This window comes from Ruegeria sp. P8 (assembly GCF_056534665.1).
Genome location: NZ_JBQERC010000002.1, coordinates 86,163 through 98,593 on the forward strand (window position 1 = coordinate 86,163; position 12,431 = coordinate 98,593).

A 12,431-nucleotide genomic window follows, 5' to 3' on the forward strand; every position below is an offset into this window, starting at 1 on the left:
GCCATATAGCGGCGAAATGGGAATCTCAAAAGGGCAAAAACGGCATATTTTTAAGGTGTTAGCGCAAACCTGCGACGGTTGCGCTAACGCTTGCGCTAGCCGTTGGATCAGGTAGGGTCCAGATGCGGCAGTGATTGGGAAAGGAAACGCAATGAGTGGTCTTTTGGCCTTGTTGGACGATGTGGCCGGGATCGCCAAGGTTGCGGCGACATCGGTGGACGATGTCGTGGCCGCGGCGGGCAAGGCAGGGGCCAAGACGGCCGGTGTGATCATTGACGACGCTGCGGTAACACCAAAATACGTTCAAGGCTTTGCCCCGGCGCGCGAATTGCCGATCATCTGGCGTATCGCGCGCGGTTCGGTTTTCAACAAAATCATACTCCTGTTGCCGGTAGCCTTGCTGCTGGCCAATTTCGCCCCGTGGCTGATCACCCCACTGTTGATGCTGGGTGGATCATATTTGTGTTTTGAAGGCGCCGAGAAGATTTTTCACGTTCTGTTTCCTCATGGAAGTCACGTCATAGAGGAAGACATGAAAAACCGGGATCCGGGCCACTTGGAAGAACAGAAGGTCAAGGGCGCGATCAAAACTGATTTTATCCTCTCAGCCGAGATTATGACCATTGCACTGGCGGCGATTGAAGCGCCGAACCTTTGGATGCAAGCCGCAACTTTGGCCGTTGTGGGGATTGGCGTGACGGTGGCGGTTTATGGCTCGGTGGCGTTGATCGTGAAGATGGATGATGTTGGGCTTTATCTGGCGCAGAACGCGCCGACACCTATCGGTCGCGGTCTGGGCCGAGGGTTGGTCAAGGCAATGCCCGCGGTGATGAAAACACTGTCCATTGTCGGAACAGCGGCGATGCTGTGGGTGGGGGGCTCGATCGTCATCCACGGGATGGAGGTGTTGGGCTTTGAATGGTTGGGCCATCATATCCATGATTGGGCCTATGCCATTGGGCATACTGTGTCTGATCAATGGGTTGGCGCGGTTGAGTGGGTATCCAAGGCCACGATGGATGGCGTATTTGGTTTGGCTTGGGGATTGGTTTTGATCCCTGTTGCAACCCGGATCATAGCACCACTGTTAAGTAAGAATGCGAAACACTGAATTGACCCGTTACCGTCTGGGCACGACCATCGATGGCCCGCTTAATCGAAAAGTGGGCACCCGCGGATCAAACGGCAGATCCTCAATTATTTCTGCTTTGAGTGTTGCTGCCGACGAGGTCCCATTCGATGAATCCGAGCTGTACAGTTTCTTGCATTTTCGTGTTGATACCGCTTTCAGGGCGCAGGAGCGTAGCCGTTGGTTCGGGGGACGCTTTTTCAACGCTTTAGTGGGTCAATCGGCTACTTATGTTCAGCTGTCTGGAACACATCTTCGCCAAGCATTGTCTTGCCTCGGCCTGCAAGCACCTGAGAAAGTGGTGGTGCAAGGACGGTATGAGTTGCGACTGGACTACGCTCTAAAAGCCTTTGAAGAACTTGCGCTTCGGGTAAAGGCTGAACCCAAATGAAAAGGGCGGCCAAGGCCGCCCTTTGCTCGATCAGGTGGGACTGATTTACAGCCCCAACAATTCCTTGACCTTTGCTACGGTCTCTTCGGCGGTGATGCCGAAATGCTTGTACAGTTCTCCCGCAGGGGCCGAGGCACCAAAGCTGGACATGCCGATGAACCCGGCTTTGGCTTCGCGGCCACGTTCACCCAGCAACCAACGATCCCAGCCACCAGCGCGAACCGCGGCTTCGATACCAACGCGGACCGGACCCGCCGGAAGGACGCGCTTGCGGTAAGCTTCATCCTGCTGTGCGAACAGCTCCATGCACGGCATCGAGACGACGCGGGTGCCGATGCCCTCGGCCTCGAGCATCGCTTTGGCTTCCATGGCCAGCGACACTTCGGAACCTGTGGCGATCAGGATTGCCTGACGCTTACCTTCTGCTTCGGCCAGAACGTAAGCACCCTGTGAGGTCAGGTTCTTGGTCTTGTGCTCGGTACGTACCGTTGGAACACCCTGACGGGTCAGCGACAGGACCGACGGGCTGTCCTTGAAGGTCAGCGCCAGTTCCCATGACTCGGCGGTTTCAATGGTGTCAGCGGGGCGGAACACAAAAGTGTTGGGTGTTGCGCGAGAGATTGCCAGATGCTCGACCGGCTGGTGGGTCGGGCCGTCTTCGCCCAGACCGATCGAGTCATGGGTCATCACGAAAACCGAAGGGATCTTCATCAGCGCCGCCAGACGCATGGACGGGCGGGCATAATCGGTGAAGGCCATGAATGTACCGCCATAGGGGCGGATACCACCATGCAGCGCCATTCCGTTCATCGCCGCCGCCATGCCGTGTTCACGGATACCATAATGGATATAGCGACCCTTGCGGTTTTCCGGAAGGAACACGCCCATATCGGCCGATTTTGTGTTATTTGACCCGGTCAGGTCCGCCGAACCGCCAACGGTTTCGGTCATGATCGGGTTTACAACGTTCAGGACCTTTTCCGAAGACGAACGGGTGGCCAGTTTCGGCTGATCTTCGGACATCTGTTTTTTGAAAGCGCGAATGGCTCCGGCCAGACGCTTGGGGGCCTCGAATGCATATGCGCGGGTGAACTCAGCCTGCTTACGCTCGGACAGTTGTGCGAAACGCTCTTCCCATTCCGAACGCTCGGCAGCGCCACGCGCACCGATAGCTTCCCATGCGGATTTGACACTGGCAGGCACGTCAAACGCGTCATGCGCCCAGCCATAAGCCTTCTTGGCGGCCTTCAGCTGATCCGCATCGGTCAGCGCGCCGTGCCCTTTTGACGTGTCCTGCGCCGCGTGGCCCAGAGCAATGTGGGTTTTACACGCGATCATGGTCGGCTTGTTCGACTTCTTCGCCTGAACGATGGCTGCGTCGATGGCCTTGGGGTCATGACCGTCGATTTCGATCACATGCCAGCCCGAGGCCGCAAAGCGGCGAACCTGATCGGTGCGGTCGGCGATGTCGACGGTGCCGTCGATGGTGATGTTGTTGTTGTCCCAGAAGACGATCAGCTTGCTCAGCTCGTGACGACCGGCCAGGGTGATTGCCTCCTGGCTTACGCCTTCCATAAGGCAGCCGTCGCCCGCGATGACATAGGTATAGTGGTCGACAACCTTCTTGCCATAATGCGCGCGCTGGATTTCCTCGGCCATCGCAAAGCCCACGGCGTTCGAGATACCCTGACCCAGCGGTCCGGTCGTGGTTTCAACACCAGCGACCAGAAAGTTTTCTGGGTGGCCTGCGGTTTTTGCGCCCAACTGGCGGAAATTCTTGATCTCCTCCAGCGTCACATCTGCATATCCCGTAAGGTACAGCAGCGAATAGACCAGCATCGAACCATGGCCGGCGGACAGGATGAAGCGGTCGCGATCCGGCCAGTTCGGGGCCGAGGCGTCAAACTTCAGATGCTTTTCGAACAGGACGGTGGCGACATCAGCCATGCCCATGGGCATACCGGAATGTCCGGAGTTTGCAGCGGCGACGGCATCAAGGGTCAATGTGCGGATGGCCGCAGCTTTGTCCCAGTGTTCGGGGTTGGCATTGCGCAGCGCAGTCAGGTCCACGGGCGTTGTTCCTTTGGATAAAAAGCAGATTGCGGGCTCAATACCACTCAGCACTCAAAGTGCAAGCAGAACCGGGGTTTATCCGCCTGGATTGCTTGAAGTGCGTGGCCCAAGTGGTTGAAAGCAAACAGTGGGTATTTTCTGTCGCATTCCGTTAGACTGGCGGCAGGCGGGATTCGATTTTGATTCGGATCGCTTCGCAACAGAATGAACCTTGATAAAGAGGTGACAGGGGCATGAGCCAACTTGAGGAATTACAGCACCGCATTATTGCGGCGATGGACCGTATCGGAGCGGGCGTCGACGCATTGGGCGGTGCGACCGTAGATGCCCGGCCAGATGACGGCCTCCAGGCAGCGCTTGAAGATGAAAAAGTTGCGAACGCGCAGCTTCAGGAACGTCTGAGAACCCTGAAGGAACAGCACGAACAGGAAGTGGACGGGTTGCGTGCCGATCTTGAGGAGTTGCGAACCGCTCCGGCCGATACAGCCGAAACAGACGCTCTGCGATCCGAGCTGGAAGAAGCCCGTGCGAAAATCGCATCGGTCGAAGCCGCACGCGCTGAACTGGCCGAAGCCAAGGCCGCATTGGACAATAGCACCGAGCTGGAGGCGCTGAAGGCGGAAAACAGCCGTCTAAAGGAAGAACTGTCAGACACTGTCCGCGTCGACGACCTGAGCGCCGAGCTTGAGATGCTGCGCGCTGAACGGACCAGCCACGGCGCTGCAATGTCGCGGCTGGACGACGATCTGCAACGGATGCGCAAGGCAAACGAGCAGTTGCGCACTGCGATAGACGAATTGCGCGCCGCCGCCGCCGAAGGTGTCGCAGATGCCGAGCTGCTGAACCGGGCCACCGTCGCGGAACTGGAAGCAACGCGCGCGGCGCAGGCGTCAGACGCCGCCGAAGCGCAGGCCGTTCTTGCAAGGTTGGAACCTCTGCTGTCGCAGGCGAAACTTGTTGAAGGTGAGGTAGAGTAATGCCCGAAGTGACCATTCATATCGGCGGGCGCGGTTTTGACGTATCCTGCCGGGACGGGGAAGAGCCCTTTCTGCACGCTGCCGCCAAAGTGTTGGACGACGAGGCACAGGTGCTGTCCGATCAGATCGGTCGTATGCCGGAATCCCGCATGTTGCTGATGGCCGGTTTGATGCTGGCCGACAAGACTGCGGCAACAGAGGACAAGGTCAAGTCGCTCGAAGGGAAACTGGCCGAAGCCGAAGCCGAGCTTCAGGCGCTGCGAAGCGCCCCGGCGCCCGAACCTGAGCGCATTGAAGTGGCTGTGGTTCCACCATCCGTTACAGATACGCTGGCCGAACTGGCCGCACGGGCCGAAGCGCTGGCCGCAGTAGTTGAGGAGAAAAAGGCACGATGAAGTTCCTGCGCAAATTCATCTGTGCGGTGGCGCTGATTGCGCCCGCGACAACAGCATTGGCTGAGATCGATATTCTGTCTGTCACCTTCACCTGTGAAAACGGAATACCGCTGCCTGTCACCTATTTCAACGCGCCGGACAGTACGGGTGCAGCGGCAACCTTGGTGGACAATTCTCTGGTTGTGATGCGTCAAGTCCAAAGCGGGTCTGGTATCCGCTACGAATCCATTGGTGATGGTGGAACCTACATCCTGCGCTCGAAAGGGTGGGACGCGTCCGTAAGCTATTTGGCGGCAGGCGCCGCCGTTGAGCAGGATATCTACCGGGGTTGTTCCAGCCGTTAGGCTGGATTACGCGTTTGCTTCGCGAATTTTGTCGGCTGCTTCCTTGTTGTAGCCGACGTTGTTTTCGTCGAACAACGCGTCCAGTTCGCCCGACAGAGTCATCTCGGTGATGATATCGCAGCCGCCAACAAACTCACCTTTGACGTAAAGCTGGGGCACAGTGGGCCAGTCGGAATAATCCTTGATCCCCTGACGCACCTCTTCATCGGCCAGAACGTTCACATCCGTGTATTCAACGCCCATGTAGTTCAACACGCCAGCCACGCGCGAGGAGAACCCGCATTGCGGCATTTCCTTGGTGCCTTTCATATACAGCACCACATCGTTGGCTTTGACGGTTTGGTCGATCTGGGTCTTAACGTCGGTCATCTTGTTTTTCCTTTTCATCCGCACCTGCGGGGATTGTTCCATCACTGGGCAAACTGGGTGCCCATCCTTCCGTTTCAAGCCGCCGGTGTTCGGCCTGCGCCATTTCCACCGGATCAAGCCCGTACCTCTCAAGGCCGCCCACTTTGCTGAGTTCACCCGGATCTGGACGCATGTCGGCGAGGTTGCGTTTTCTGTTCCGCTTCACATAGGCTTCGATCAGCGCGGCGGCAACTATCAAAGCTGCGATTGCTGATATCCAAACCTGCCATGAACTCATTTTTTGGGAACCATCGCTTTGGCGTAGGCCTGTGGGTCTCTGGTGACCCGAGACACGGTTACATGACCACCGCCGCCTCCCAACACGGTTCCGTGGTCTATCAATTGGTCTCCGTGACCAGGTTTCACACCCCGAATTTTGTCGGAGCGCCTATTTTTCATTGCCGATCTGATAATAAAGGCGCTGCCGGCAAAGGCAATCAGTCCACAAATGCCGTATATCCAGACGGTTGCACTCACTCAGGTACTTTCGTCGTCAGCGCCAGCGCGTGCAGCTCACCATCTGGGCCATCCATCTTGCCTTTCAGCGCGGCATAAACCGCGCGTTGTTGCTGCACCCGGTTTTTGCCGCGAAAGCTCTCGTCCACCACCATGGCGGACATATGAACACCGTCGTTGCCGCCGACCTGAATATCCGCGTCAGGAAAAGCTTCTCGCAGCAGGTGTTCGATTTGATGGGCGCTCATCGGCATGTAGGTAACTCCTGAAGGTCTTTCCAAAGATGTAGAGCGCCTGAACCGGGCGCGCAAGGGCACATGAATATGCCAAAACGACGAAACCTGCGCTTATTCAGAACGCAGGTTTCGAGCGAGATTTATTCAGCCTGATCAGGCGACGGCGTCGGCAAAGCTGTTGCGGAAAACGGTCGTCAGGTCTTCTAGCGAGGCCTCCGAACCGCCGATCCTGACGGTATCTCCAGTAAAACGACCTACAGAGACCAGCGGCACACCTGCCTGACCTGCCGCGATCATCAACGCCTCGGCCTGATCAAAGTTGCACGCGACCAGATACCGTGCCTGATCTTCCCCGAACAGGAATTCCGTCGGTGCATCATCGAGACAAACGCCAACCCCGGCCGCCTCGGCCAGTTCGAAGGCCGCAAGCGCAAGACCGCCATCACTCAGGTCTGTGCAGGCCTTGATCATTCCACGATTGGCGCGAATGAAATCACCATTGCGTTTCTCGGCGTCCAGATTCACATGTGGCGCGTCGCCATCTTCTCGGTTGAAGACCTCGGCCAGAAGGGCGGACTGACCCAGATGGCCTTTGGTTTCGCCGATCACCAAAGCCACGTGGCCTTCGCGCACCTCATTGCCGATGATTTCATCACTGTGTTTCAGCAGCCCGACAGCGCCAATTGTGGGGGTGGGCAGGATCGCCTGACCGTCGGTTTCATTATACAGTGACACGTTGCCTGACACGATCGGCATATCCAGCGCGCCGACTGCGGCGCCGATGCCCTGAATGGCGCCGACAAACTGACCCATGATTTCGGGCTTTTCCGGGTTGCCGAAGTTCAGGTTGTCGGTGGTAGCCAACGGTTTCGCCCCAACAGCCGTCAGGTTACGGTAGGCTTCGGCCACCGCCTGTTTGCCGCCTTCAACCGGGTTGGCGCGGACGTAGCGCGGGGTCACGTCAGAGGTAAACGCCAGCACCTTGTCGGTGCCGTGCACGCGCACCATACCCGCACCCAGGCCCGGTGTCCGGTTTGTATCCGCCATTACCATCGTGTCGTATTGCTCATAAACCCACTGCTTGCCCGCGTAGTTGGGCGACGATAGCAGGGCGCGCAGGCCGTCAATCGGGTCGATCTGAGGCACTTCAGCCAGTTCTTCGGCTTCGGGCGTCGGCACCCAAGGGCGATCATATTCGGGCGCGGTCGAAGACAGTTTGGACAGGACGAGATCGGCCTTGACCTCACCGTTGTGCATGATCAGGAAGCGGTCTTCGGCAATGGTTTCGCCAACGATTGCGAAATCGAGATCCCATTTTTCGAACACGGCGCGGGCCTCGGCCTCAAGTTCGGGTTTGAGAACCATCAGCATGCGTTCCTGAGATTCGGACAGCATCATTTCATAAGCTGTCATGTTCTCTTCGCGCTGGGGGACGTTTTCCAGATCCAGACGTACGCCCAGACCGCCCTTGTCGCCCATCTCAACCGCGGAACAGGTCAGGCCCGCGGCACCCATGTCTTGAATCGAGATCACGGCACCGGTCTGCATCAGCTCAAGCGTTGCTTCCATCAGGCGTTTCTCGGTGAAGGGATCACCCACCTGAACAGTAGGGCGTTTTTCCTCGATGGTGTCGTCAAACTCGGCCGAGGCCATCGTCGCGCCGCCAACACCGTCGCGTCCGGTCTTGGCACCCAGATAAACCACAGGCATTCCCACGCCCGACGCGGCAGAGTAGAAAATCTTGTCGCTGTCGGCCAAACCGGCGGCAAAGGCGTTCACAAGGCAGTTGCCGTTGTAAGCCGGGTGAAAGCGGACCTCGCCCCCAACGCAAGGCACACCGAAACAGTTGCCATAGCCGCCAATGCCTTCGACCACGCCGTTGACCAGCTGGCGGGTTTTGTGGTGGCCGGGTTCACCGAAGGACAGCGCGTTCATCGAAGCGATCGGGCGGGCACCCATGGTGAACACGTCCCGAAGGATGCCGCCGACACCCGTTGCCGCGCCTTGATAGGGCTCGATGTAAGACGGGTGATTGTGACTTTCCATCTTGAAAACAACGGCCTGACCGTCGCCGATATCCACGACACCGGCATTCTCGCCCGGTCCGCAAATGACCTGAGGTCCCGAGGTCGGAAGAGTGCGCAACCACTTCTTCGACGACTTGTAAGAACAATGTTCGTTCCACATAGCCGAGAAAATGCCAAGCTCGGTAAAGGTCGGTTCACGCCCGATGATCTCGAGGATCATGTCGTATTCCTCGGGCTTGAGCCCATGTGCGGCAATCAGATCGGGTGTGATGGCGGGCTCTTGCATCTTCTGTCCTGTGTCCAAGTGGGCCGAGATTGCGCGCCTTGTAGGGCAAGCACGCGCGTGTGGAAAGGGTCAAGACGGCGCAGGTCGCGTCTTTCAAAGAAAAACGGAACCGGCATCACGGCCGGTTCCGAATAACCGTACAGCAGTCCTGCTGCAAATCGCCGACGTAAACCCCGAAGGTTACGCCGATCCCTGGTCTTTGTTGACCTCGGCAGCAGCTGCGGCGCCAACAGCAGTCTTCTGTTCGGGCGTCAGATGCTCGACCTCTTCCAGTCCGGGAATTGCAACGCGCACCTCGCGGCGGGCAAAGTCGATGCCGTTGGCCTTGAACTCGGCCTTGACCTTGTTGAAGATTTCCTTGCGCAAGGTGAACTGCTTGCCGGGCTTTGCCATGAATTTACCGCGAATGATCATGCCGACATCGTCGAAGTCGAACACACCCTGAGACTTGAAGGGTTGCAGGAAGCCTTCTTTGTGGGTTTCGTCCTCCATCATCTCGGCCCCGATCTTCTTGAAGATTTTCTTGACCTTGTTGGGATCGGTATCGAAAGGCACGGTGAATTTCAGCTTCATGATCACCCAGTCACGGCTGTAATTCGTCAGCTTCTGGATTTCACCATAAGGGATTGTGTGCACAGGCCCCCTGTGATGACGCAGTTGCATTGAACGGATCGAGATTTTTTCGACCGTTCCGGTGGTTCCGCCCACATCGACATATTCGCCGACGCGGAAGGCATCATCGACCAGAAAGAAAACACCACCGACGATATCCGCCACCAGTTTCTGAGCACCAAAGCCGATGGCCAGACCCAGAACACCGGCACCGGCCAGAAGCGGTGTGATGTTGATACCCAGCGCACCCAAGGCCAGCAGGCCAAAGATTACCGAAATTGTGACTTGGGCCGTAATCCGCATCAGCGGCAGAACCGTCGCCAGACGAGAGCCCCCGGCACCGCCGCCTTCACCGCTTGCTTCCTCGTCGACTGCTTCAGCTGCGGTCTGTTCCTTGGCCAGCCTGCGGTTGATCCATAGTGAAACAACCTCGTTCAGGATGTAGCCGACCGCAATGATCAGAAGGAATTCAATGACAGCGCCGCCAACTTCGGCACTGACACCGGCCGAGGCGACATTGCGCAGGTCAAGATGCCACGTGCGGGCGATCATGAAAACCACGACCAAACCCGCAATAACCCGCCCAATCCGGATATAGCTGCGCTTGGCCGCGCGATGAGCGCGTTCGGCCAGCGGGCCTTCTCCTGACATTGGCGGCTGCAAGTGGCGCACCAGCCCGCGGATCAAAGTGTCGAGGGCAGGGGCAATCAGCAACCAGAACATGGTTGTGAAATGCGCACCACCTCCAAGCAATCTGAGCGTCGACGGATCGCGTTGCGCGACCAGGAATTCGACCAGCAGCCAGATTGTCACCGAAACGCCAATGGCGAAGTAGGGATAATAATGCGCAACTTCTTCATCGAATTTTGTGCGGTCCGGGTCTGTTCCCAGCATCATCTGAGACAACCCGTCGCGCGCGGTCCAAGCGATGACGGCGATATAGACATGGATTGCCGCATTCAGCCAGAAGGCGATGCGTGTGTCGTCCCCTGTGATACCATTTAGGGCGTTGAATCGCACAACAAACAGTGTGAACCCGATCAGGATCAACAGCCCGATCAGATTGCGATGCAGATATTTTGCCCAATGGTCGTCAATACTCACCAGCCGATATTTTGGCTTCTCCGGTGCCAGAACAAAACGTGAGGCCGCAGCCCCCAGGCGCGGAATCCAGATCAGATAGAACACAAACGGAGCGGCATAAGTGATCTGTTCGGGTGTCAGAAGCCCGCGACCAATCGCGCGAATGACAACATAGAACACGATCAGCCCGGCAATTTCGCGGCAGAACCTGCGGAACAGGTAACTGATGGCGCCCCTGAGATCGGCCTCATCCCCAACTTCGGTCGCTTCATGCCAGCGACGGGTCAGGAAAATGAACAGTTTCTCGGCTATGAAACCCGCAATCAACACAGAAAGAACAAGCCCAAACAGGGTAAGGACGCCGGACGTTCCAAACGTGTCGCTGAAATTGCCAAACGCAGTTATCTGTGCCGTGACAATATTGGGAAGCGTGGTCAGAACATGTGTCCAGGACGAGACCATCTCGGCCCATATCTCACTGATTTCGGTCAGCGGGTCTTCCACGTTCGCCTTCTCGGCAGCCTGCTTTTCGGCGACCGCATCAAGGCGCTCTAACAGAATGGCGCGCACCTGGTCATCTGACATGCGGGCAACCAGACCATCGACCTGCTCAGGTGTTAGATCGTCCGGAATGGTCACTGAAGAAGTTGAGCCGGTATCTTGCGCATAAAGCGGAACCGCCAAAAATAGAGTGCAGACAATCGCCAACATAAGGCGGAATGGGTGGAACATGATTCTCCCTCGAACACGAAATTATCTCGTTTTTTTGGGATCATATGCCTATGCGTGTATTTTTCCCAGAGCTTTCGCTGACTTGATGCAACGCCTAGAGCAAAAAAAAGGCCGAGCAATAAGCTCGGCCGTAGTCCAACAGGGAGGTATGAAGATGATGAGCGTTTCAGCATCACCGCCTTCGAGTGCTCATTTAGGGGTCAGATTGTAAACGTTCAAGGAATTTAACCCTGAAATGTCCTCATGCCCGCTATGCCATTTATGCATAGCTAAAGTTTTCCCATCTTTTTCAGTTGTTTGCGCTGTGCGATGATCTCGTCCTGCACAAAGTCGCGGAACGCCCCGACACGTTTGGAGTGTCGGAGTTCTTCGGGATAAGCCAGATAGACCGGCACGTCAGCGGTTTCGACATCCGACAGAACTGGCACAAGATGCGGGAAATCCTGTGTGACGTAATCTGGCAGAACCCCAATGCCGAGATTGTGCAACACTCCCTGAAGGACGCCGAAGTAGTTGTTTACCGTCAACAGGGATGCGGGATTGTAGGTCATAAGGTGGCGAACCATGGCCGCGCTGGCGCCCACCTGGGGTGCCGCGGGTGTTTGACAGATCAGCCGGTGATTTTGGATATCCTCCAGAGATTTCAGCATTCCGCCATGCGCTTCGATGTAGTTGTGCGTCGCGTAAAGCGCCATCTGAACCGTCATAAGGCGTTTTCGCACAAGATCTGCCTGGCTGGGTTCCTTCATGCGAATGGCGACATCCGCTTCTCGCATGGGAAGGTCCAGAACTCGTTCTTCCAGCATCAGGTCGATGTTCAGATCAGGATATTGTTCATAAAGCTTGGGCAGGCGAGGGGCGAGCCACAGTGTGCCGAACCCAAAGGTCGTCGTGACCCGAAGAACGCCAAAGACCTCTTCTTCACTGTCGCGAATGCGTGCGGCAGCTGCGTCCAGCCGTTTTGACATGGCGGATGTGGCGTCGAACAACAATTCACCCTGTTCGGTGAGAATCAGCCCCCGGGCGTGACGGTGAAAAAGGGTGGCATCCAACGACTCTTCCAGCGCACGGATCTGTCTGCTCACGGCGGATTGAGACAAATTGAGCTTGTCCCCTGCATGTGTGAGGCTGCCCGCATCGGCCACCGCGTGAAATATTCTAAGCTTGTCCCAATCCATCGCCGCAACTTTCGTTATCTTTTCGAACGCCTATATGAAACAGGTAACAAGTTCTACAATCAAAGGCCGAAATCGTTACAGTTCAGTGCATAAAACCTATACAG

12 protein-coding genes are annotated in these 12,431 nt (G+C 56.8%); 5 read left to right on the top strand and 7 right to left on the bottom strand.

Annotated features, from left to right (window positions below; all coding sequences use genetic code 11):
* The first annotated feature begins 151 nt into the window (after positions 1–151).
* Together ACR0BZ_RS03795 and ACR0BZ_RS03800 are read left to right on the top strand one after the other, a co-directional pair.
* Entirely contained in the window at positions 152–1,111 is a 960-nt protein-coding gene (locus tag ACR0BZ_RS03795; protein ID WP_480919499.1) for a DUF808 domain-containing protein, read from the top strand.
* The gene (locus ACR0BZ_RS03800) at positions 1,098–1,520 is read left to right on the top strand and encodes a hypothetical protein (RefSeq protein ID WP_480919500.1); all 423 of its coding nucleotides are present in this window, start codon (positions 1,098–1,100) and stop codon (positions 1,518–1,520) included. The genes ACR0BZ_RS03795 and ACR0BZ_RS03800 overlap by 14 nt, the downstream gene beginning before the upstream one ends.
* Positions 1,521–1,565: 45 nt before the next feature.
* On the opposite strand, the gene tkt is transcribed toward ACR0BZ_RS03800, so the two are convergent.
* Positions 1,566–3,590, bottom strand: a complete 2,025-nt coding sequence (gene tkt / locus ACR0BZ_RS03805; RefSeq protein ID WP_480919501.1) for a transketolase — start codon at positions 3,588–3,590, stop codon at positions 1,566–1,568.
* Between the two features lie 236 nt (positions 3,591–3,826).
* Here tkt and ACR0BZ_RS03810 point away from each other — a divergent pair, with 236 nt between their 5' ends.
* Genes ACR0BZ_RS03810 through ACR0BZ_RS03820 form a run of 3 tightly spaced genes read left to right on the top strand, consistent with a single transcriptional unit; the run spans position 3,827 to position 5,309 of the window.
* Entirely contained in the window at positions 3,827–4,570 is a 744-nt protein-coding gene (locus tag ACR0BZ_RS03810) for a hypothetical protein (protein ID WP_480481109.1), read from the top strand.
* Entirely contained in the window at positions 4,570–4,965 is a 396-nt protein-coding gene (locus tag ACR0BZ_RS03815; protein ID WP_209504034.1) for a cell division protein ZapA, read from the top strand. The genes ACR0BZ_RS03810 and ACR0BZ_RS03815 overlap by 1 nt, the downstream gene beginning before the upstream one ends.
* Positions 4,962–5,309: an MliC family protein gene (locus ACR0BZ_RS03820; protein WP_480558491.1), complete on the top strand. Its 348-nt coding sequence runs from the start codon at positions 4,962–4,964 to the stop codon at positions 5,307–5,309. Before ACR0BZ_RS03815 ends, ACR0BZ_RS03820 begins: the two co-directional genes overlap by 4 nt.
* Before the next feature lie 6 nt (positions 5,310–5,315).
* On the opposite strand, the gene grxD is transcribed toward ACR0BZ_RS03820, so the two are convergent.
* The 6 genes from grxD to ACR0BZ_RS03850 all read right to left on the bottom strand — a co-directional run bounded on the left by grxD (position 5,316) and on the right by ACR0BZ_RS03850 (position 12,327).
* Positions 5,316–5,678, bottom strand: coding sequence for a Grx4 family monothiol glutaredoxin (grxD, locus tag ACR0BZ_RS03825; protein WP_480481103.1), 363 nt, complete (start codon positions 5,676–5,678; stop codon positions 5,316–5,318).
* The gene (locus ACR0BZ_RS03830) at positions 5,665–5,955 is read right to left on the bottom strand and encodes a hypothetical protein (protein WP_480558487.1); all 291 of its coding nucleotides are present in this window, start codon (positions 5,953–5,955) and stop codon (positions 5,665–5,667) included. Before ACR0BZ_RS03830 ends, grxD begins: the two co-directional genes overlap by 14 nt.
* A 235-nt stretch (positions 5,956–6,190) precedes the next feature.
* A complete protein-coding gene (locus tag ACR0BZ_RS03835; RefSeq protein ID WP_267363417.1) occupies positions 6,191–6,427 on the bottom strand; it encodes a BolA/IbaG family iron-sulfur metabolism protein in 237 nt (78 codons plus the stop codon).
* A gap of 135 nt (positions 6,428–6,562) precedes the next feature.
* Positions 6,563–8,722, bottom strand: coding sequence for a phosphoribosylformylglycinamidine synthase subunit PurL (purL, locus tag ACR0BZ_RS03840; RefSeq protein ID WP_480564918.1), 2,160 nt, complete (start codon positions 8,720–8,722; stop codon positions 6,563–6,565).
* Between the two features lie 180 nt (positions 8,723–8,902).
* Positions 8,903–11,149, bottom strand: a complete 2,247-nt coding sequence (locus ACR0BZ_RS03845; protein WP_480919502.1) for a mechanosensitive ion channel family protein — start codon at positions 11,147–11,149, stop codon at positions 8,903–8,905.
* Between the two features lie 269 nt (positions 11,150–11,418).
* Positions 11,419–12,327, bottom strand: a complete 909-nt coding sequence (locus tag ACR0BZ_RS03850) for a LysR family transcriptional regulator (protein ID WP_480481095.1) — start codon at positions 12,325–12,327, stop codon at positions 11,419–11,421.
* Between the last annotated feature and the right edge of the window lie 104 nt (positions 12,328–12,431).

Coding starts and splice junctions, on each gene's coding strand:
- ACR0BZ_RS03810 (WP_480481109.1), top strand. CDS start 3,827: ATGAGCCAACTTGAGGAATTACAGCACCGCATTATTGCGGCGATGGAC.
- ACR0BZ_RS03845 (WP_480919502.1), bottom strand. CDS start 11,149: ATGTTCCACCCATTCCGCCTTATGTTGGCGATTGTCTGCACTCTATTT.
- ACR0BZ_RS03835 (WP_267363417.1), bottom strand. CDS start 6,427: ATGCCGATGAGCGCCCATCAAATCGAACACCTGCTGCGAGAAGCTTTT.
- ACR0BZ_RS03820 (WP_480558491.1), top strand. CDS start 4,962: ATGAAGTTCCTGCGCAAATTCATCTGTGCGGTGGCGCTGATTGCGCCC.
- ACR0BZ_RS03815 (WP_209504034.1), top strand. CDS start 4,570: ATGCCCGAAGTGACCATTCATATCGGCGGGCGCGGTTTTGACGTATCC.
- ACR0BZ_RS03795 (WP_480919499.1), top strand. CDS start 152: ATGAGTGGTCTTTTGGCCTTGTTGGACGATGTGGCCGGGATCGCCAAG.
- purL (WP_480564918.1), bottom strand. CDS start 8,722: ATGCAAGAGCCCGCCATCACACCCGATCTGATTGCCGCACATGGGCTC.
- ACR0BZ_RS03830 (WP_480558487.1), bottom strand. CDS start 5,955: ATGAGTTCATGGCAGGTTTGGATATCAGCAATCGCAGCTTTGATAGTT.
- ACR0BZ_RS03850 (WP_480481095.1), bottom strand. CDS start 12,327: ATGGATTGGGACAAGCTTAGAATATTTCACGCGGTGGCCGATGCGGGC.
- ACR0BZ_RS03800 (WP_480919500.1), top strand. CDS start 1,098: ATGCGAAACACTGAATTGACCCGTTACCGTCTGGGCACGACCATCGAT.
- grxD (WP_480481103.1), bottom strand. CDS start 5,678: ATGACCGACGTTAAGACCCAGATCGACCAAACCGTCAAAGCCAACGAT.